General features: G+C 50.6%; 22 protein-coding genes and 1 riboswitch. Of the genes, 9 read left to right on the top strand and 13 right to left on the bottom strand.

All coding sequences use genetic code 11. From position 1 onward, the window contains the following. Positions 1 to 75 precede the first annotated feature (75 nt). On the top strand, positions 76 to 789 hold the full coding sequence (locus tag ACTBZS_RS04955; protein ID WP_460430637.1) for a 16S rRNA (uracil(1498)-N(3))-methyltransferase: 714 nt from the start codon (positions 76 to 78) through the stop codon (positions 787 to 789). An 8-nt stretch (positions 790 to 797) separates the two neighbouring features. Here the strand turns inward: ACTBZS_RS04955 and ACTBZS_RS04950 are convergent, their stop codons facing one another. Then, positions 798 to 1,361 carry a hypothetical protein gene (locus tag ACTBZS_RS04950; protein ID WP_463043452.1) on the bottom strand — a complete coding sequence of 188 codons (564 nt, stop codon included), beginning with the start codon at positions 1,359 to 1,361 and terminating at the stop codon, positions 798 to 800. A gap of 179 nt (positions 1,362 to 1,540) precedes the next feature. Then, the gene (locus ACTBZS_RS04945; protein ID WP_022654759.1) at positions 1,541 to 1,705 is read right to left on the bottom strand and encodes a rubredoxin; all 165 of its coding nucleotides are present in this window, start codon (positions 1,703 to 1,705) and stop codon (positions 1,541 to 1,543) included. Positions 1,706 to 1,931: 226 nt separating this feature from the next. Here ACTBZS_RS04945 and cobT point away from each other — a divergent pair, with 226 nt between their 5' ends. The 3 genes from cobT to ACTBZS_RS04930 are packed head-to-tail and all read left to right on the top strand — an operon-like array spanning position 1,932 to position 4,368. Further along, on the top strand, positions 1,932 to 3,002 hold the full coding sequence (gene cobT, locus ACTBZS_RS04940) for a nicotinate-nucleotide--dimethylbenzimidazole phosphoribosyltransferase (protein WP_463043451.1): 1,071 nt from the start codon (positions 1,932 to 1,934) through the stop codon (positions 3,000 to 3,002). Then, positions 2,999 to 3,607, top strand: coding sequence for a histidine phosphatase family protein (locus ACTBZS_RS04935; protein ID WP_463043450.1), 609 nt, complete (start codon positions 2,999 to 3,001; stop codon positions 3,605 to 3,607). Before cobT ends, ACTBZS_RS04935 begins: the two co-directional genes overlap by 4 nt. Further along, complete coding sequence (locus ACTBZS_RS04930) at positions 3,595 to 4,368, top strand: adenosylcobinamide-GDP ribazoletransferase (RefSeq protein ID WP_463043449.1); 774 nt, start codon at positions 3,595 to 3,597, stop codon at positions 4,366 to 4,368. The genes ACTBZS_RS04935 and ACTBZS_RS04930 overlap by 13 nt, the downstream gene beginning before the upstream one ends. A 118-nt stretch (positions 4,369 to 4,486) precedes the next feature. Here ACTBZS_RS04930 and ACTBZS_RS04925 read toward each other — a convergent pair whose 3' ends face one another. The 3 genes from ACTBZS_RS04925 to hmpA form a co-directional block, all read right to left on the bottom strand. Further along, the gene (locus ACTBZS_RS04925; protein WP_463043448.1) at positions 4,487 to 5,335 is read right to left on the bottom strand and encodes a transporter; all 849 of its coding nucleotides are present in this window, start codon (positions 5,333 to 5,335) and stop codon (positions 4,487 to 4,489) included. A gap of 150 nt (positions 5,336 to 5,485) precedes the next feature. Continuing rightward, complete coding sequence (locus ACTBZS_RS04920; RefSeq protein ID WP_463043447.1) at positions 5,486 to 5,947, bottom strand: RrF2 family transcriptional regulator; 462 nt, start codon at positions 5,945 to 5,947, stop codon at positions 5,486 to 5,488. 59 nt (positions 5,948 to 6,006) lie between these two features. Continuing rightward, positions 6,007 to 7,212 (bottom strand): NO-inducible flavohemoprotein, encoded by a 1,206-nt coding sequence (gene hmpA, locus ACTBZS_RS04915; protein ID WP_463043446.1) that lies wholly within the window; start codon positions 7,210 to 7,212, stop codon positions 6,007 to 6,009. Between the two features lie 198 nt (positions 7,213 to 7,410). Continuing rightward, a riboswitch (TPP riboswitch) is annotated at positions 7,411 to 7,513 on the top strand. Positions 7,514 to 7,581: 68 nt separating this feature from the next. Between hmpA and thiC the strand changes: the two genes are divergently transcribed. Then, positions 7,582 to 9,492, top strand: a complete 1,911-nt coding sequence (gene thiC / locus ACTBZS_RS04910; protein ID WP_460431202.1) for a phosphomethylpyrimidine synthase ThiC — start codon at positions 7,582 to 7,584, stop codon at positions 9,490 to 9,492. A gap of 60 nt (positions 9,493 to 9,552) precedes the next feature. Here the strand turns inward: thiC and ACTBZS_RS04905 are convergent, their stop codons facing one another. From ACTBZS_RS04905 to cydP, 5 genes are read right to left on the bottom strand one after another with little or no spacing between them, the layout of a single operon-like run. Beyond that, a complete protein-coding gene (locus ACTBZS_RS04905; protein ID WP_463043445.1) occupies positions 9,553 to 9,840 on the bottom strand; it encodes a cyd operon YbgE family protein in 288 nt (95 codons plus the stop codon). Beyond that, positions 9,833 to 9,964, bottom strand: a complete 132-nt coding sequence (gene cydX, locus ACTBZS_RS04900; protein WP_463043444.1) for a cytochrome bd-I oxidase subunit CydX — start codon at positions 9,962 to 9,964, stop codon at positions 9,833 to 9,835. Before cydX ends, ACTBZS_RS04905 begins: the two co-directional genes overlap by 8 nt. A 17-nt stretch (positions 9,965 to 9,981) precedes the next feature. After that, positions 9,982 to 11,130: a cytochrome d ubiquinol oxidase subunit II gene (gene cydB / locus ACTBZS_RS04895; RefSeq protein WP_460431199.1), complete on the bottom strand. Its 1,149-nt coding sequence runs from the start codon at positions 11,128 to 11,130 to the stop codon at positions 9,982 to 9,984. A gap of 15 nt (positions 11,131 to 11,145) precedes the next feature. Further along, the gene (locus tag ACTBZS_RS04890) at positions 11,146 to 12,699 is read right to left on the bottom strand and encodes a cytochrome ubiquinol oxidase subunit I (RefSeq protein WP_463043443.1); all 1,554 of its coding nucleotides are present in this window, start codon (positions 12,697 to 12,699) and stop codon (positions 11,146 to 11,148) included. Continuing rightward, positions 12,692 to 12,880 (bottom strand): cytochrome oxidase putative small subunit CydP, encoded by a 189-nt coding sequence (gene cydP / locus ACTBZS_RS04885; RefSeq protein WP_463043442.1) that lies wholly within the window; start codon positions 12,878 to 12,880, stop codon positions 12,692 to 12,694. The genes ACTBZS_RS04890 and cydP overlap by 8 nt, the downstream gene beginning before the upstream one ends. Positions 12,881 to 13,074: 194 nt before the next feature. Here cydP and ACTBZS_RS04880 point away from each other — a divergent pair, with 194 nt between their 5' ends. The 4 genes from ACTBZS_RS04880 (at position 13,075) to speB (ending at position 15,940) form a co-directional block, all read left to right on the top strand. Further along, positions 13,075 to 13,545 (top strand): Spy/CpxP family protein refolding chaperone, encoded by a 471-nt coding sequence (locus ACTBZS_RS04880; protein ID WP_463043441.1) that lies wholly within the window; start codon positions 13,075 to 13,077, stop codon positions 13,543 to 13,545. A gap of 182 nt (positions 13,546 to 13,727) precedes the next feature. Further along, a complete protein-coding gene (locus ACTBZS_RS04875) occupies positions 13,728 to 14,489 on the top strand; it encodes a class I SAM-dependent methyltransferase (protein WP_463043440.1) in 762 nt (253 codons plus the stop codon). A 68-nt stretch (positions 14,490 to 14,557) separates the two neighbouring features. Further along, entirely contained in the window at positions 14,558 to 14,935 is a 378-nt protein-coding gene (locus ACTBZS_RS04870; RefSeq protein ID WP_460431194.1) for an oxidoreductase, read from the top strand. Positions 14,936 to 14,977: 42 nt separating this feature from the next. Further along, a complete protein-coding gene (speB, locus tag ACTBZS_RS04865) occupies positions 14,978 to 15,940 on the top strand; it encodes an agmatinase (protein WP_460431193.1) in 963 nt (320 codons plus the stop codon). Positions 15,941 to 15,988: 48 nt separating this feature from the next. Here speB and ACTBZS_RS04860 read toward each other — a convergent pair whose 3' ends face one another. The 3 genes from ACTBZS_RS04860 to ACTBZS_RS04850 are packed head-to-tail and all read right to left on the bottom strand — an operon-like array spanning position 15,989 to position 20,555. Beyond that, positions 15,989 to 17,977 (bottom strand): methyl-accepting chemotaxis protein, encoded by a 1,989-nt coding sequence (locus ACTBZS_RS04860; protein ID WP_463043439.1) that lies wholly within the window; start codon positions 17,975 to 17,977, stop codon positions 15,989 to 15,991. Positions 17,978 to 18,012: 35 nt separating this feature from the next. Continuing rightward, positions 18,013 to 19,296 (bottom strand): DUF3422 family protein, encoded by a 1,284-nt coding sequence (locus ACTBZS_RS04855; RefSeq protein WP_463043438.1) that lies wholly within the window; start codon positions 19,294 to 19,296, stop codon positions 18,013 to 18,015. Continuing rightward, positions 19,293 to 20,555 carry a glutamate-5-semialdehyde dehydrogenase gene (locus ACTBZS_RS04850; protein ID WP_463043437.1) on the bottom strand — a complete coding sequence of 421 codons (1,263 nt, stop codon included), beginning with the start codon at positions 20,553 to 20,555 and terminating at the stop codon, positions 19,293 to 19,295. Before ACTBZS_RS04850 ends, ACTBZS_RS04855 begins: the two co-directional genes overlap by 4 nt. Between the last annotated feature and the right edge of the window lie 40 nt (positions 20,556 to 20,595).

Raw genomic sequence — 20,595 nt, 5'->3', positions numbered from 1 at the left:
ATGTAAAGAAAATTGGGGTGGAGAAAAAATACCAGACAACAGAAAATACCCTCTCCGAATACGACTTTCAAGACAATGGCGCGATTTTTCCTTCCTGATCTGATTCCAGAACAACAACTTGTTTCCCTCCCCGAAGCCATCGTGCGCCATATTCAGGTGTTGCGCTTACGTCTTGGTGAAACCATCGTTTTATTTGATGGACGGGGGGGGGAGGTGGTGGCCGAGATTGTGCGCCTAGAAAAGCGGCAGGTGTGGGTCACAACGCAGCAACGCCAAGCCATCAGCCGCGAATCGTCCTTAACCATCCATTTATTGCAGGCCATTTCCAGTGCCGAGCGCATGGATTTCACCTTACAAAAAGGCATCGAGTTGGGGATTGCCAGCTTCACCCCAATTCACAGCGAACGCGCAGCTCGCCTACAAGGGGAACGTGAACAGAAAAAACGCGCCCATTGGGAAGGGGTTGCGATTGCCGCCTGTGAGCAGTGTGGCCGCAATACGGTGCCAATTATTCATCCACCCCGCCACTTACACGAATTGACGGTCAATGGTGCCGGCCAGCACTTTTTGCTCTCGCCATTGGGACAGCACGCCCTACGCGATATTGTTCAGCCACCCAGTGAAATTGTGTTGTTGGTTGGGCCCGAGGGGGGATTTTCTGCCGCAGAGGAACAACAATGCCTCGCGATGGGGTGGCAAGCGTTACGACTTGGGCCTCGCATCTTGCGGACAGAAACCGCTGCTTTAGCGACCATCTCCGCCATGCAAGCCTGTTGGGGAGATTTCTAAGCGAAACACTATTCGGGCGTAAAAATTAGGCAACCATCAATTAACAATTCATGGGGTGCCAGTGATAGCGAGGCGTTATCCACCACGGGCCGCGCAAACACATAGCGGATACCGTCAACTTGTACCCACGCGGGAATTGCAACATCTTGAAAACGACCAATGCTCTCTCCCGAGCGTTGGTCGGGTTGGGTGTGGCGGACAACACGCGGAGTGGGGGTAGGGGCCACGGGAGTCGGGTATTCCCAATCTTCCGCTCGTGTTGGCGTAGGGCGGGGACGACCAGCTTGGCTCGAGGCTAACCACCAGCGCAAAATGGTCATCGGTAACACGACACGATGGACTTTTTTGTCGTCGGTAATCACACACGTGACCGGAAATTTGGCCTGACAATGTGGGCATTGTGCTTCTGCCGCAAGGACAATTCTGTCCTGAACCAAAGTCATCACACCATACATATGCTCACCAGAGACCAATTGGCGACAACGCACACAGTGTTTAGCGAATTGTCGCACGGCATTACCATTGGCAAAGGTAATGGGCAGAGAACGGGAAATTTTGGCGTATTTAGGCATAGCACATCATCACAAAAAGCAAGCGGGATGGTAGCAGAGAAGGCAAAAGCGGCCAAATCTAGCGCAGAGAGTGATACAGGGATACCACAGGGCAGCGTTGCAACAGCCCTCGCCATGCCAAACAGTGAATCTGTCGTTAAATCCAACATGGACGAAGGGCTGCAGTTTGCTCTATCGGCTTAGATTTGCACCATCTCAAAATCATCTTTCCGTGCCCCACAGTCAGGGCAGGTCCAATTCATCGGCACATCTTCCCAACGTGTACCGGGGGGAAGACCGTCTTCGGGACGACCTTTTTCTTCATCATAAATAAAAGCACAAATCAAACACATATATGTTTTCATCTGACAACTCGGGCAACTCTGTTTTCACAGAGTGGGATAGCTTGGTGTGGAAAACACCCTAATGCCCATTTCTCCTTTCTTAAACGCTATCCTTAAAACAGTCTGGCAAGGTTTTGCGCGAGATTTCTTGTGTTTCTGTTACAACTGCAGCGAAAATAGCATTTTTTCATGCTGCACTGCTCCATTGCTCATAGGATATGGTCAATAGGACAGGCTACAACTGCCAATGATGTCGCATTATTCACCCTACGCGCCCCCTATTTGTCTGCCCGATCTTGCTGCACAACACGCTGCCGAGGCTAGACAAAATCAACTCACCAAACCACACGGTAGTTTGGGGCGGTTAGAGGATATTGCGATTCGCTTTGCCGGTTGGCAAGGTCAAGTGTGCCCTGAGGCATTACAACCAGCAATCACCGTTTTTGCTGCTGATCATGGCGTCAGTGCCGAAGGCGTATCAGCCTACCCTGCCGAAGTCACGGCTTTGATGGTCAGTAATTTTCTCAGCGGTGGTGCAGCAATCAATGTGCTCGCTCGACAGCTCCACGCGCCGTTACAGGTGATTGATGTCGGTGTAGCACACCCGATTCCACTGCCAGCCGTCTGTCAGCACCAGCTTATTCATGCCCGTATTCGTCATGGTACGGCCAATTTACGCCACCAAGCGGCGATGAGTGTCAATGAAGCCTTGGCCGCTATTCATTTGGGACAAGAAGCAGCAAATCGACAAATCGATGGCGGCGCCAATCTATTGATTGCAGGGGAAATGGGGATTGCTAACACTTGCGCCTCAGCTGCCTTGATTTGTTATTTTACGGGTCATTCTCCCGCCGAGGTAGTCGGTCGCGGAACAGGTATTGATGAAACCACTTGGCTGCATAAACAACAGGTAGTGCATGATGCCTTAACACGGCTGGCACAACGTCCGCCCTTATCTCCACTGGCTGTTTTAGCAGAACTTGGTGGGCTAGAGATTGCCGCCATGACGGGATTTTATCTTGGGGCAGCACAAGCGAAAACGCCGGTGTTATTAGATGGTTTTATTGCCACGGCTGCAGCGATTGTTGCCCATGCCATGGAGCCGAATATTCAACATTGGCTGCTTGCCAGTCATCGCTCACAAGAACAAGGCCATCAGCTTGCACTGAATTTTCTGAATTTAGAACCTTTATTAGATTTGGGATTGCGTTTAGGTGAGGGAAGCGGCGCAGCAATCTGTGTTCCAATGCTCAACTTAGCGATTCAACTACACAAACAAATAGCGACTTTTGACGAAGCTGCGATTCCTCAGTCATGAGCGATAACAGTTTTACCCTGACCCTTTGGCGACATGGTGAGATTGCCAGCGGCAATCGGCTAGTAGGGCAGACCGATTTACCGTTGACCACGCTAGGTTGGCAACAAAGCCTAGCGATGTGGCAACGCTTGCAACAATTGGCGCCGGTCTCTGCGTTGGCCTGTTCACCACTACAACGCTGTCGGGCCATCTTGACTGAATTGCACCCCCTACCGCTATCAGATACGACCATTGACCTTGGGTTTGCCGAGATGGACTTTGGCTGTTGGGAAAATACCCCTGTCGACCAATTACCCGTTGATTGGGTGGCACAGCTTCATCAACCCTTGCCGCCAACAGGAGGCGAAACGCTGACCGCGATGCAGCAACGGGTTGAGCGGGCCTTATTCAGTTGGTTAGCACAAACGACGGGCCCTCACCGTGTGTTACTCACTCATGCAGGGGTGATTCATTGTGCCCTTGCCACACTGCTACAGATCTCGCGCCAGCAAGCAAAACAGATTGCGATTGCGCGGGGAGGAATGGTGCAACTGATGTTGCAATCAGCGTCCCCAACCGATTTACCCGCCTATCTCACGCGATTGGAGCCGCCATGCGTGGTTTGATATTGGCGATTCAATTTCTCACCCGTTTACCAACGCCACAATTGACGCATTTTGACCCCGCTTGGTTGGCTGAATCGGCCAAGTGGTTCGCTGTGGTTGGGTTGATGATAGGTGGAATATTGGCCGTCACCACTGTCGCAGCCAGCTATGTTGATCCTGTTTTTGCCGCACTGGTGGGAGTCGTCGTATGGGTATGGGTCACCGGTGGTTTGCATTTAGATGGTTTGGCTGATTTAGCCGATGGTCTTGGTGCCGCCCATCGCGATCCACAGCGTTTTCTTGCGGTCTTGAAAGACCCTCACCTCGGCAGTTTTGGTGTATTAGCGTTGGTGTTGGCGGTATTGAGCAAATGGAGTCTGTTATGGCTATGGATACAACAGATACCGAGCGCACCGGAGGAAAAGCTGTTATTTGCTGGTACGCTGTGCTTGATCCCTGCTTGGGCGCGTTTGTTTACGGTCTATTGGTCACACAGCCTACCGGCTTTGAGTCAAGACAGCAGTGTGGATCCTTTTCGTTGGCAACTCGACCGCGCAGCAATCTATGGCAGCACTGCACTGTTATGGTTGGCCTCGGCATGGATTAACCCGTGGTTATGTCTGGCACCATTATTAGGATGGCGATGGCGCCAATTTTTATGGCGGCGGCTAGGCGGTGTCAGTGGTGATTGCCTTGGCGCTGGCATTGAAATTGTGGAAATTGGCTTGTTAACGCTGGCATGTGTCGGCCCAACGGTCGCCACACGCCTGCTCAGCTCATAAGCAAAGCCGTTCAGCAGGTGCTAGGTTTGTCTTCTTGTTAACGAAAGAAGATTTAGAGCAAGGGCGGACGGTCTAAATCGCAGCCACTTGGATCACAGCCGAGGGATATTGCCTCATATTAAAACGCCTTCAAAAACCGCAAGGCAATTTCGTGATCGGTTTTGCTAGTATTTTTATTGTTTACATCGCGTCCCACACGCAAGATCCATTGTTGTTTCAAAGGGTCGATCCAAGTCACACCGACTGTCACCCGATCTTGAAAGCTGGTTTGGGTCTGGCTTTGCCCACCTAGGCTGATCCGCCCGCCTCGGTTAATTTGCCCACCAAGGTGAACATGCCAATCTGCATGAGCGCGATAACGCAGATAGCTGGTAGCGGCATAGGTGGCGGCTTGTTGATAATGCAAGCCGCTGCTGTGGTGAGTGTTATCACCATACCATGCCAGTTCCTGTGATAACTCAAATACCCATTTTGGTGCCAAGGTTTGTTGCCAGCCGAGGGTGAGCAAAGCACGCCAACGATTTTCACCTGCGTTTAACACCCGATGTTTATCGTAACTGCCGGTAGGCGGAATGATGGTTGCTGTGAGACCTAAATAACGTTCCGCGATTTTGTCATTGATTGGCCAAATGGTGGCACCTAGGCGCAGGTCGGCTATGGCGCTATTTTGTTGATATTCAACACCATTGGCCAATTCAAGCGATGACTTCACCCATGGTAAGACCACCATGACATTAGCGGTTTTTCCCCACAGTTCGGTCATATACGAACCACGCACTGCAAGAGTTTGCATGTGTAGCGTATTGTTGTGAGGTAATTGCACATCACGATCGGCACTGTACAACGTGAATAACTGAGTGCCAGGATCAAGGGGATAGTAATCGGCCGGATAGACATCGTTGACAGCGGCTTGGGCAAGCGGAGCAACGAACAGCACGGCGATGGCCGCTGACAACGATTTCGACATGGTATGCAGCGCAAGAAAAGAATAGGGCCTTATTCTAAAGATAAGGCGAGAACGCGACAAACTTTGAGCAGCGGCTTTATTGCGCTGCCCGATTTGCCATTAACTCTATTTTTGCCACTGGCGACAGCCCACTCGGTTTAAGCCAACAAGTTAGCCAACAGCCTGCAGCCAATGCACCACTGTGCCACGCTGTAATTCACTGATGGTCGTTGCCGTTTGGTTTTTCATCACATCGGCCAAGGTATAGCGGTCGAGCTGTTGATAAAACAGATGCAACGCCTCGTCTAACACCTGCTTCAAAGTGCAGCCACTTAACAAAACACAGGGTGGTTGTTGGCAATCGACTAAAGAATCACACTCTTCCAAGGTACGAATAATTGTCCCAAGCCGATAGTGATGTGGTGGGGCAGCTAATGCTAACCCACCGCCTTTACCACGGGTGGTGGCAACCCACTGCAATTGACCAAGCCGATGTACGACTTTAACAAGATGATTGCGTGAGACATGAAACTGTTCAGCAATTTCACTGATGGTGACAGGTTCGTTGCGTTGACCAATCGCCAGATACATCAAAACGCGCAGCCCAAGATCAGTAAAGTGGGTGATGTGCATAACGTCTCATCCAAACAACAAGAGCCAGACAGCATGCCTGTTCTGGCTCTAGCTGGCAATTAGATGTGAATGCCACCCGTGCTAAATAGTTCGGCATGGATACGCTGTTTGCTCACACCCAGTTGTTGTAACGCCGCAATATGGGTTTGCATAAAACCAACAGGCCCACATAGATAACATTCGGCCTCTGCCAAGGGCAAAACGGGGGCTAAGTCGGATAATTGCAGTGGGGCGATTTGAGCTGATGTACTGCCAACCGGTGCTTGATCGTGGAAAAGATGTAACTGTAGATGGGCATGCGTCGCGGCCAGTTGTTGTAACGACTCACCAAAAGCGAACACATCAGCATTGCGGCAAGCATGGATAAAATGCACTGGCCGTGTGCTGTTTAGGGCTAACAGGCGGTTTAAGATAGCCATCATCGGTGTGATACCCACACCTCCACTGATTAACAAGAGCGGTGCCGTGCTGTCTTCATCGAGGAAGAAATCACCGAAAGGCGGTGCTAAATCGATCATGTCACCTTCATGAAAGGCCTCATGTAACCGATTGGAAACTTGGCCAGCGGGAGTGTCGTTATTGCCAGCTTCACGTTTGACCGAAATACGGAAATATTCACCATTTGGTGCATCGGATAAAGTGTATTGGCGTGGCTGCACCACATTCCAAGCAGGCACAAAAACGCGAACGGTGGTGTATTGACCAGCGCGATAACGTGGCAAAGCGCCTCCATCGCTGGGCACCAAATAAAACGAGGTGATCTCTGCGCTTTCAATCACTTTACGGCTGATTTTGAATGGCCGCCATCCTGACCAGCCTCCTTCTTGATTGGTGGCATCGTAATAGAGTTGGTTTTCGGCTTGGATAAAAATATCCGCCAATTTTTGATAGGCAATGGCCCATGCTTCAATTAACTCGGGGCTAGCGGCATCGCCTAACACCTCTTGTATCGACGCTAACAGATGCTTGCCGACAATCGGGTAATGTTCGGCGCGAATCCCCAAACTGGCATGTTTGTGTGCAATTAAATTGACCACCGGTGCCAATACCGAAGGATCATCAATATTTTCTGCATAGGCCAACACCGAACCAGCCAAGGCCATCGGTTGTTTACCTGTCGCATTGTGGCTGCGGTTAAAAATCTGTAGCAGCTCTGGGTTGTGGTGGAACATCCGCTGGTAAAAATGGGTGGTGAGTGCCACGCCATGTTCACGCAGCACGGGAATCGTGGCTTTCACCAACTGGTGGACGGTTTGCTGATCCATATTGCCTCTTAAAGATAGATTAAAAATACATCTTTTGATGCCAAAAAAAGCCGACAGCGAGAGAGAAAGCTGACGGGTTGGGCTGCAGTCTAGGGAGAAATGTTTGGTTCGGCAACCCTTTGCTTGCAATTATTGAGCGATTATCTTAACTTGCTGCGACTTAGCACGAGAGTTGACGTAAATCAAAAAGTGACTCTCGCTTCCCGCTAGGGGTTCTCTGTTCAGTGATGAATAGAGATGAGACATACCCTTTGAACCTGATCCGGTTGATACCGGCGTAGGGAAGCGGAAACCCACTGTGGCCGAATAGGCGGCCGTTCTGGCTTCCGCTCCTTGTGCCCTGCTTTGTTCAGCAAGGAGAACACCACCATGAATGCCCCCCATACCACCCCACCTTCAGCCGCGGCTGAAGAAATGTCGATTCAACCTTTCCCCAATTCACGCAAAATTTATGTCACCGGCAGCCGGCCTGACATCCAAGTGCCGATGCGTGAAATCACCCAGTTCGATACACCCAGCCAATTTGGTGCTGAAAAAAATCCGCCGATTTATGTCTATGACACCAGCGGCCCTTACACCGATCCAGCGATACAAGTCGATGTCACCAAAGGGTTAGCGCCTGTACGGGCCAACTGGATTGCGGAGCGCCAAGACACCGAACAGCTAGCGGGACCAACCTCAGAATATGGTCAGAAACGCGCAAATGATCCTGCTCTTGATGCACTGCGTTTTGAATTAACACGCAAACCGCTACGAGCCAAAGCCGGTCGCAATGTGACACAGATGCACTATGCGCGACAGGGTGTGATTACCCCTGAGATGGAATATATTGCCATTCGCGAGAATCAACGCCGCAGTGAGTATTTAGCGGCGTTGAAAGCGGGTGGGCCCAAGGGTGAAAAAATGGCAGCGATGATGACACGCCAACACCCGGGTCATAGCTTTGGTGCGACTTTGTTAGAAGAAATCACGCCTGAGTTTGTGCGGTCGGAAGTGGCACGCGGACGGGCGATTATTCCTGCCAATATCAATCACCCAGAGCTGGAACCGATGATTATTGGCCGTAATTTCCTGACCAAAATCAATGGCAACCTTGGCAATTCAGCGGTGACTTCTTCCATTTCAGAAGAAGTGGAAAAAATGCTGTGGGGTATCCGCTGGGGTGCTGACACCATTATGGATCTCTCTACCGGCAAGAATATCCATGAAACCCGCGAATGGATTATCCGCAATAGCCCAGTGCCAATTGGGACAGTGCCAATCTATCAGGCATTAGAAAAAGTCGGCGGTAAGGCAGAAGATTTAACATGGGACATCTTCAAAGACACGTTGATTGAACAGGCTGAGCAAGGGGTCGATTATTTCACTATCCATGCCGGCGTGTTGTTGCGCTATGTGCCCATGACCGCGAATCGCATGACAGGGATTGTCAGCCGTGGTGGATCGATCATGGCGAAATGGTGCTTGGCACATCATCAAGAAAACTTCCTGTATACGCATTTTGAAGACATCTGCGAGATCATGAAGGCCTATGATGTATCGTTTAGCTTAGGTGATGGTTTGCGCCCTGGTTCGGTATGGGATGCCAATGATGAAGCACAGTTAGGTGAATTAAAGACCTTAGGTGAACTGACACAGATTGCGTGGAAGCATGATGTACAAGTGATGATCGAAGGCCCGGGGCATGTCCCGATGCAGCTGATTAAAGAAAATATGGACTTGCAGCTGGAATGGTGTGATGAGGCACCGTTCTATACCTTGGGCCCATTAACCACTGACATTGCACCCGGTTACGACCATATCACCTCGGCTATTGGCGCGGCACAAATTGGTTGGTATGGCTGTGCCATGTTGTGTTACGTCACACCGAAAGAGCATCTTGGCTTGCCAAATAAACAGGATGTCCGCGAGGGCATTATTGCGTACAAAATTGCCGCCCATGCAGCCGATTTAGCCAAAGGCCACCCCGGTGCCCAGATTCGTGATAATGCGTTGTCAAAAGCGCGTTTTGAGTTCCGCTGGGAAGATCAATTTAATCTTGGCCTAGACCCAGATCGCGCACGGGAATTCCATGACGAGACATTGCCTAAAGACAGTGCAAAAGTTGCACACTTCTGCTCAATGTGCGGCCCCCATTTCTGCTCAATGAAAATCACGCAAGATGTACGTGATTTCGCCGAAAAACAAGGTTTATCAGAGCAAGAAGCCTTGCAAAAAGGCATGGAAGTCAAGTCAATTGAGTTTGTGAAAAGCGGAGAAGCTTTGTATAGCAAAGCCTAACTGAGTTGTCTGGAGCGCACGACAGTGCGCTCCATATCAATCACACGGTCTTTGCATGGTTTAATTCAACACACCGCCACCCCGCACGATGGCCGCCAACAGGGCAACACCTACCGCAGGGATTGAAAACAGCGCACGCCACAGACGATGATGGGGAATAAACCCCACTCCACGGATAAAACTCGCACACATCGCCCAAAAGACCAACATCGCCAATAAATGATCGGCCTGTCCTGCCTCATTCGATAAACTGTGCGGCCACACCGTGGTCACCACCAAAATAGTCAGGGCCAATAACAACAGCGGCCAGTGAGTGCGAGTACGAACAGAGCTAGCACTATCAGACATGATCCGACTTCGCTCTGGTATCGACGACAGGCTGGCGAGCCGCCTCATTATCCCCCCACAGTGCATTGAGGATAGCCAGTAGCACAGCAAAACCAATTCCCAACATCCACGCAAAATACCACATCTTATCTCCCCCTCTGATTAGTAAGCCGAGTGTTCATTTTCACGGATATAGGCTGCAGTCACCTTGCCACTCATCACGCCATACGCCCAGCGGGTATAAGCAATAATAATTGGCATAAAAATAACCACTGCTACCAACATAATTCCCAAGGTTTTATGACTCGAAACGCTATCCCACACGGTTAAACTTGAACGCAAATCGGTGGAAGAGGGCATCACAAAGGGGAACATCGAGATGCCTGCCGTACCAATCACGCCGGTCATAGCAAGAGAAGACGCTACAAAAGCAGCCAATGTCCGACCTCGATTCGCTAACCACAACGCGGCCAAAAAGCCAATGTAGGCCAGCGCAGGCAATGCCATCGCCAACGGCCACTGTTGATAGTTAGCCAACCATGCACCGGCTTGTTTCACCACAGTTTTCGCCAAGGGATCGGGTTGTGCAGCAGGATTCACCACCGAACTGATCACAAAGCCATCAATCCCCCACGCGAGCCACAGCCCAGCCAGAGAAAACGCCACCACAGTCAACAAACCTGTCACATTGACCCAACGCCGGCTGCGTTGATATACCTCATCCTCTGTCCGGTGCATCAAATACACCCCGCCGTGAAACGTCACCATGGCAGAGCTCACGACACCACATAACAACGCAAAAGGATTCAGTAATCCCCAAAACGAGCCGGTGTAGTAAGGCACTAGGTTATCGTCAAAATGAAAAGGTACCCCTTGCAACAGATTCCCGAATGCCACGCCAAAGATCAATGGGGGGACAAAACCACCGATAAACAGGCCCCAATCCCACACCTTACGCCATGTCGGATGGTGAATTTTCGAACGATAGTCAAACCCAACAGGACGGAAGAACAATGCCCACAATACCGCCAACATTGCCCAATAAAATCCAGAGAAGGCAGTGGCATAGACCAAAGGCCATGCAGCAAAAATTGCCCCGCCTGCGGTGATAAACCACACCTGATTCCCGTCCCAGTGTGGACCAACGGTGTTAATCACCACCCGCCGCTCAACATCATTCTTGCCCACAAAGGGCAGCAAAGTCCCCACCCCCATGTCGTGGCCATCCATGATGGCAAAGCCAACCAATAACACGCCCACCAACAGCCACCAAATGACTTTTAAGGTTGGGTAATCCAAAACCATGTCCATATTGTCGCTCCGTGGTTAATGGGCAATTGCTTCATTGAGATAACGCCCAGTGCCTAAACTGCCGGGGCCTTGCTTAGCAAACCGAATCATCAAGTACATCTCCACGATCAGGAGCACGGTATAGAAGGCAATAAACCCTGCTAAGGAGCCATACAACGATGCTGGAGACAGCGTAGACACGGAAAGATGTGTCGGTAAAACACCATAAATCGTCCACGGTTGGCGACCATACTCCGCCACAAACCAACCCACTTCACATGCAATCCACGGCATCGGCAAACACCATACTGCCGTCCGCAAAAAGCCGGTTTTTTCGGCAAAATTGCCTTTGATGGAGTACCACAAGGCCAAACCGAATAGCAGCAGCATGGCAAAACCCAAGGCCACCATGACACGGAAACTCCAGAACATCGGTGCCACTTTTGGAATCGTTGAACGCGCAGCTTGATCAATCATATCGGGCGTAGCAGCACTCACATCTGCGGTGTATTTACGCAGCAACAAACCAAAGCCCAAATCTGCCTTATGTTTTTCAAACACGGCTTTCGCAGCCACATTGTTTTGATCTTGGCGCAGTTGTTCTAATGCTTTCACAGCAGAGATACCCGAAACGATTCGCTCTCGGTTATGCGCAACAATGTCTTTAATCCCGGGAATTTGCTGATCCAACGAACGTGTCCCAATCAATCCCATCAACCACGGGATATGAATAGCAAAGTCATTTTTCATCTCTGCTTCATTGGGTATCGCAATCAAGTTAAACGATGCCGGCGCTGGTTCGGTTTCCCACATCGCCTCCATCGCCGCCAATTTGGTTTGTTGCGCCTCGCCGACCACATAACCCGATTCATCGCCTAACACAATCACCGAGCACACCGAAGCAAAGCCAAAGGCTGCTGCAATGCGGAAACTGTTTTTAGCAAACTCCACATCACGTTTTTTCAGCAAATACCAGCTTGAAATCGATAGAACAAACATCGCCCCCGTGACATAGCCCGCACTGACGGTGTGGACAAACTTGGCTTGTGCATCAGGGTTAAACAACACTGCAGCAAAATCCACCATCTCCATTCGCATGGTTTCATAGCTAAACTCAGCCCCAACGGGGTTTTGCATCCAGCCGTTAGCAATCAAAATCCACAGTGCAGAAAGATTGGTGCCTACCGCCATCAATAGCGTGACCAACAGATGTTGCGGTTTCGAAAGACGATCCCAGCCAAAGAAAAACAGGCCGATAAAAGTAGATTCGAGAAAAAACGCCATCAAACCTTCAATTGCCAAGGGCGCACCGAAAATATCGCCGACATAATGCGAGTAGTACGCCCAATTTGTACCAAATTGAAATTCCAATGTGATACCAGTGGTCACCCCCAAGGCAAAGTTAATTCCAAATAACTTACCCCAAAAGCGGGTCATGTCTTTGTAAATTACCTTACCTGTCATGACATACACCGACTCCATAATGACCAACAGCCATGTCATACCCAAAGTCAGCGGGACAAACAAAAAGTGATACATCGCAGTCACGGCAAATTGCAGCCGCGAGAGATTGACTAATTCTTCAGTCATGGTGGGTGCTCCGTTGCTGAGCCGAGGAAGAAGGAGAAGCAAGAAGATGCTGTGCGGTGTCGGTGGTCGCGACTTCGACCTTCACATCGCGGATGAAACACCACCAAATGATGGACAGTGCCACCAGTTTGATCACCACAATCCACATGATTTCTTGCAGTAAGCTGCGCGGTTTTGCCATAACAGCTGTCCTATACGCATTGATAAATCAAGATTTTTTCGTTTTAGGTCATAAGGTATGACCATTTAGACTGGCATATCGTGGCAGATATTATGTTTATTTGTGAAGTGACAAAATGTCGCACTGCAATGAACTTTTATCGCTTGGCCTCGTCTACAAATTTATCTTCACGACAAAACAGGAGGACCTTAATCATGCAGACCAAACAATTCTTACTGACATCCGCCTTGGCCTTGGGCCTAAGCCTACCCGCCGCCTATAGCATCGCGGCGCCAATGGAACATGGCCCAATGGCAGGAGGGATGCACAGTGAGAAAATGCACAAAATGATGCAACCCGAGGCCGTACAAGCTCGGTTGGACAAATTGAAAACCGCGTTGAAATTGAGCAACAAACAAGAAGCCGATTGGAAACGCTACGCCGACTTTATGTTGGAACACAGCAAAGCCAAACAAGAAAAAATCAAAGCATGGCGTAATGCAGAACAACCAAAAACCGTACCGGAAAAAATGGAACACATGTTAGAACATGCCCGCGATCATGTAGCGCACATGGAAAAAGCCAGCGCGGAAACCCGTCACTTCTATGACACATTAAGCACCGAACAAAAAGCCATCTTCGACCAACAACACCCGATGATGCGCCATCACCAAAAACGGCATTGATTTTGCTTTAAGCAAGACACGGAGTGTGTTTTGATGGCCGGCTCTCTTTTACTAGAGTGCCGGCTTTTTTTGTTTTTTTGATTTTTTTTGAGAAAAATAGACTTCAACGCACAAATTTCTTGACCTGATGACAAAATCTTTGTATGACATACCCATGTTTATTTTGGCGCTCATGGTGTTTTATGTCATTTTGCGACGAGTTTTCCCCGCTAGCTTCCGATTATGCCCGCTACCGGCCTCACTACCCCCCCGCTTTATTCGATTGGCTCGCGGCCCTTGCGCCAAGCCGCCAGTTAGCGTGGGATGTTGCCACCGGTAACGGACAAGCCGCGATTGCGCTAGCTGAACGTTTTGTGCGCGTCGTCGCGACCGATGCCAGCAGCGCCCAGCTTGCCCATGCCACCGCCCGCAATAATGTCGAGTATGTGTGCGAACATGCCGAAGCCTCCGCGCTGGCTGATCAATCGGTTGATTTAATCACCGTGGCGCAGGCGCTACATTGGTTTGATATGGAAGGGTTTTTTACTGAAGCCAAACGTGTCCTCAAGCCCAACGGCCTAATTGCTGTATGGTGTTATCAAAACATTGAGGCTGATGGTGAATTAAATCAGGTGTTACAACACTATTATCACGAGGTCGTAGGCCGTTATTGGCCACCCCAACGGCAGTGGGTGGAAAGTGGTTATCGCCAACTACAATGGCCATTTATTGATTACCCCGCGATGCCATTTACCCTGACCGCTGAATGGACTTTAGCCGGCTTACGGGGCTATCTATCAACGTGGTCGGCCAGCCGCCGCTATCAAGACACCCATCACAGCGACCCACTGCTGATCATCGAACCCGCACTCGAACAGGCATGGGGTAATGCCAGCAGCCGCACTTTACGCTGGCCGTTAACCTTACGCGTGGGACGACTGCCAAATCCGGACAGCAAACCTTGACAGCTATCAATTTCATGACAAAAGTTTTATGTTACGGTCAGTTTTTTCTTTTGTCTTTGGAGTGATTGATGTCCGCATTTCGTATTGCCATGATCGGGGCGGGGGAAACCGGCACCCCATTGTTAAAACAAATGCTGTCATGTGATTTTGTCGACGTGTTGGGCGTGGCTGACCTCGATCTCAACCAGCCAGGGATTACATTGGCAAAAGAACATGGCGTCTTTGTCACGCAAGATTTTATGGAATTGGCGGCATTGGGCGAAGAGGTAGATATTTTGATTGATGTCACCGGCGCCTCCATGGTGCGGGAAAGCCTGCGCTATCACATGATTGAAACGCAAAATAACCACACCTTGATTATGCACGAACGGATTGCGCTGTTTTTAATGTCGCTTTCCTGCGGCAAATTGGTCAGCCCAAAACACGACGATCTGGAATACATCTGATTTTCTGGCACACTGGCTGTTCTTTTTCACCGAGGAACAGCCATGAGCCAAACCTTGTACGGGGACGGGGCTATCCGTCGCCCCTCGTTATACGGATCCTCTATTGAAAACACCTACGCAGGTGTTTTGTCTTTTATGCGGCGCAACTACAGCCGCGACCTCAACGGTGTCGATGTTGCAGTCAGCGGTATCCCGCTCGACCTCGCCACAACTTTTCGCTCGGGTGCCCGTCTTGGCCCAGCAGCCGTCCGAGCTGCCAGCGTCCAACTTGCCGAATTGAAACCCTTTCCTTGGGGTTTTGATCCGTTTGAAGATTTAGCAGTCATTGATTATGGTGATTGTTGGTTTGATGCACACAATCCACTGACCATCAAAGACAGCATTATTCAACATGCGCGCGAGATCCTCGCCAGTGGTGCCAAAATGCTAACCCTCGGTGGTGATCATTACATCACCTATCCGCTGTTGGTGGCACATTGTGAACGCTATGGAAAACCGCTGAGCCTGATTCACTTCGATGCCCATTGTGATACGTGGGCCGATGACAACCCCGACTCACTTAACCACGGCACCATGTTTTACAAAGCAGTCAAAGAAGGGCTAATCGACCCTGAACGTTCGGTACAGGTGGGACTGCGGACATGGAACGATGATTTTATGGGCATCCCGCGCCTTGATGCGCCAACGGTGCATGAGATTGGGGTAGCCGAAACAGTACGCCGCATTCAAAAAATTGTCGGCGATCACCCCACTTATCTCACCTTTGATATTGACTGTCTCGACCCCGCTTTTGCCCCCGGCACCGGCACCCCCGTCCCCGGAGGCCTATCGAGTGCCCAAGCGTTGGGTATTGTGCGACAACTTGGCCAAGTTAATCTAATTGGCATGGATGTGGTCGAAGTCTCGCCACCGTTTGACCAAAGCGAAATTACCGCCATTGCCGCAGCGCACATTGCCTGTGATTTACTGTGCTTGCTACGTAATCAAAAATTGGCAGGCCGTTAACAGATCCAAGCTTGCCCCGTCGCCATACTGGAAACGGGGCAACAAGCGTTAATGATGTCGCGACGAAGTGTGTGTAAAGCGGTCGATCAACTGTGCTAGCTGTTGTGCCGTTTGGTTAAGCGTATCAGCGACCAGCGCCGTTTCTTTTACAATCTGGGCGCTTTCACCAGCCAAACCAGCAATTTGATTGACGTTTTGTGCCACATCCGAACTGGCCTGAGTTTGCTGATCCATTGCAGCAGCATTGCTCACACTGCGCTCGACAGTATCGGTGGCTTGGTCACGAATTTCTTGTAACAACGACGTCGAATTGCCCATTAATGCCGTGCCTTCGTTGAGTCGTTGCCGCACATCACTCATTTCTGTCACTGCTTGCTGTGTATCACCGCGAATAGCATCAATCAGAGTGGAAATCTGCACCGTTTCTTTGCTCACTCGCTCGGCTAATTTACGCACTTCATCCGCCACCACAGCAAAACCACGTCCCTGCTCACCCGCCCGTGCAGCTTCAATCGCCGCATTCAAAGCCAATAAATTGGTTTGATCCGCAATATCATGAATCGCCACCACAATCTGACTGATCGCCTGCGAGCGACCTTCCAAGGCTTCAATCCGTTTAGCTGCAGTTTCCACTGCCACCGCCGTGCTGGCCAAGGCGGCGGCCAAGTGTTGAATTTCTCCCTCTCCAGCTTGGGTATGCGATTGCATTTTCTCAGACACTAAGCGCGTTTCATGGACATTTTCTCGCACCGAACGAATACCAGCAGTCATTTCTTCGACAGCCGCCGCTAGGCTACTTGAGGCATCGCTTTGCACCGATGCACTGTGAGCAGCACGCTCGGATAAATGCTCCATATCCCCAGCAGCGGTAGCAAGTTGATGTGCACTTTGTTTCACTTCAAATAACGTCCGACCAAAGTTATCCACCAGCACATCAAAGGCTTGTCCCATCGAGGCAATTTCATCTTTACCGCGTACATCCACCCGTGGCGCAAGATCGAGAGTTTGGCTCATGGTTCGCATCAGTTGCTCCAAGCGGCGGAGGCGACTGCGGAGATTGTGCATAATGCCCCAGCTCAACCACAGCAATAAGGCCAAGGCGGTGAGGCTGCCAAGGCCGTTCAACAACATCTGGCGTTCAATACGCTCTGATTTGCTCAATAGCTGTTGTGCCAGTTGGTCTAATAGCTGCCCTTCCAACGCTTTCATGGCATCGATACGAGCCGAAGCCGCACCAAACCACTGTGGCGGAGCCAGTTGTTGTGGTTCATTAGGGCCGATGGCAAACACTTGGCTGCGTAGCTGTAGAAACTGCGTATTGACTGGGCTGTCTTGTAGCGTCTTAGCAGCCACCATGATGTCTTGATCAGCATAGCGAGCAAAATCAGCAGCACATTGCGTTTGCCGTGCCACAAAGCCACTGGCTTGGATTAACGCTGGGGTGGTAAAACTGCCGGCAGCCAATACGCCATTGATAAACCCACGCTCACGACCAGCAAATTCTTTTTCACAGGATAACGCCAATAAGCTGACCGTGCTGTGATAGAAGGTTAAATCGCCCACTTGGTTGCCTAGATTGGCCAACAGGGTAAATAAACCATCGATCCGGTTTGAGTAATCGGTGAAGACTTCGGGCGCAGGGCGACGGCGTTGTTCAATTTCACCGCGCCGCGCCAACAAAGCACTTACCGCTTGTGCTTCTTGTTGTGCCGCTGGATGTTTTGCCACAGCGGAAAAAGCCGCAATCGCCTGATCAGTTGCAGCACGTGCTTGGCGCAACGGTTCAGGCAAGGTTTCCGCCTTGCCATTCAAATAGCCATTACTTAAACCACGCTCGGCTTGCAACGTGTGGACCAGCTGACTGGCAGCGCGCACGGTTTCGACTTCCATCGCTGCACTGACACTGACTTGCCACTCTTGATAGCGTTGCCATGTGCTATGGCCAGTTAATAAAGTTAGACCAATAATCGGTGGGCCAACTAATAAAGCGAGTTTGGTAAAAACCGAGCAACGCGATAACCAAGCAGTTGTTTTCAAAGTAATTCCCCTCGTGGAAAGTGGGCAAAGGTTTGTCAGTGACCGAGGTGACGCCGAATGCGACGCATACCCAACCAGAAGGTCGCTAACACCACAGGAATTGCCAATCCAGTCGCCAAATCTGCATTGATCGGCAGACCTGCCGCTTTCGCTGCTTTAAAGCCATAGCTCAACAAACCCACTGCGTAATAACTCAACACCCCAACCGATAACCCTTCAACTGTTTCTTGTAAGCGCAGTTGTAATGCAGCGCGTTTATCCATTGAAGCGAGTAATTGTTGGTTTTGCTTTTCTTGTTCAATCTCAACCCGAGTCCGCAACAGGGCCGTGGCGCGGGTCAGCCGCATCGCCAGCCGATCTTGTCGCCCCAATACCGTGTCACAGGTTGCCATCGCGGGGGCCAAACGGCGTTCGGTAAACTCATGAAATGGCTGTAGGCCGGCAATACGGCTTTCACGCAGTTCATCAATCCGCCGCTCTACTAAAGCATAATAGGCGCGTGCGGCAGAAAAACGATATTGTGATGAAGCAATCGCATCTTCCAATCGACCCGCGAGAGAGGTTAATTCGGCCAATAAACTGCCATCTTCGCGTTGTCCATCATCAAGACGGGCGGTAATAGCACGCATCGCCATGCCCAACTCATCCAATCGGCGCATTTCTGTTTTAGCAATCGGTAACGCCAATAATGCCAACATGCGGTAGCTTTCAATTTCAATCAGTCGGCTTACCATCCGGCCACACTGACGCTCTCCCATGCCACGGTCTAACACCGCCAAACGGGTAAACCCCAATCCTAAGTTTGGATCGGGATGTAAGCGTAAGTCGGTTAATGCCACCCCGCTCTGATCGCCAATTTCTGCCCCAATCAGGTCTTGAGGATCAAACCAATGCCCTACCTGTGTCCGCCAATCCTCTGAGGGATGGGCAGGGACAATCACCGCATGTAACCCCACCAATAGCTCACCATGCAGCTCGGCTAGCCAATCGGCAGGCACCGCGGCCAAAGCAGTATCACTAAATGGATTACAGCCTATTTCGGGCAAGATAAAGGTGTAGCGCACAAACTCGGTATGTAGGCTCCAATTGAGCGTCAAAGGGCCAACACGGGCTTGATATTGCACTGCATGAGGTTCGGGATTGGGCAATCCCAATCGTTGGGTTAACTGTTGCAGATCAAGCCATTCCGCTTCGCCCACCGTATCCGACCACAATACGATGGAAGATAAACGCGCCGGCCCTGCAATAGGCAGCGCCGGCCGTGCGTGGGCTTCATCATTTAACAGTTGGCGTAAAGGATGTGCAGCCAAAGGTGTCATTCGCGGATTTGCCCATCACCAAATACCAACCATTTTTGGCTGGTTAATCCCTCTAAACCGACTGGGCCACGCGCATGAATCTTGTCAGTGGAAATCCCAATTTCTGCACCAAGGCCATATTCAAAGCCATCGGCAAAGCGTGTCGAGGCGTTGACCATCACACTGGAAGAATCCACCTCACGCAAGAAACGACGAGCACGGCTATAGTCTTCGGTGATAATCGAATCGGTATGGTGGCTGCCATAGTGATTGATATGTTCAATCGCATGGTCCAAGTCTTTCACCACTTTGATCGCAAGAATCGGTGCCGCATATTCAGTGAACCAATCTTCCTCCGTTGCCGCCTTCATTCGCTCATCGACCAAAATCGCTAAGGTACGCGGACAACCACGCAATTCAACGCCTTTTTCCCAGTACATTGGCGCTAATTTTGGCAGGAGATAAGCAGCAAACGCCTCGTGCACCAATAGCGTTTCCATGGTGTTACATGGTGCAAAACGCTGTGTTTTTGCATTTACCGCCACCCGAATTGCTTTTTCTGGGTTAGCAGTGTCATCAATATACACATGACAATTACCGTCTAAGTGCTTAATCACTGGCACTCTAGCTTCGCGGCTAATGCGTTCGATCAAGCCCTTACCGCCGCGTGGCACAATCACGTCGACATATTCAGGCATGGTAATCAGTTGCCCCACTGCGGCGCGGTCGGTGGTATCGACCACTTGCACCGCTGTCGCAGGCAAACCTGCCTTAGTCAAACCTTCTCGCACACAAGCCGCAATCGCACGGTTAGAACGAATGGCTTCAGAGCCGCCGCGCAGAATGGTGGCGTTGCCGGATTTGAGGCATAACCCTGCTGCATCCGCCGTGACATTAGGGCGTGCTTCATAAATGATCCCGATCACCCCAAGTGGCACCCGCATTTTGCCAACCTGAATCCCCGAAGGACGATAAGCAAAATCCGTCATTTCGCCAATGGGATCAGGCAAGGCTGCAATTTGCCGCAGGCCTTCGGCCATTGAACTGATGATTTTGTCGTTCAATGTCAGCCGATCCACCATTGCTGGTGCTAAGCCTTCAGCCAAGGCAGCCGTCACATCGTCGGCATTGGCATCAAGTAAACTTTTTCGTTCCCGTTCAATCGCATCGGCAATCGCATGTAAAGCTTGGTTTTTTCGATTGGTATCAGCCCGCGCTAATTCACGACTGGCCGCCCGCGCCGCCTCACCAATTCCACGCATGTATTCTTGGATATCCATCTCTATTATTTCTTTCACGTGAAACATTCCCCGTTCCACG

The organism is Aquaspirillum sp., from assembly GCF_055136605.1.
This window is presented reverse-complemented; position numbering and strand designations above follow the sequence as displayed.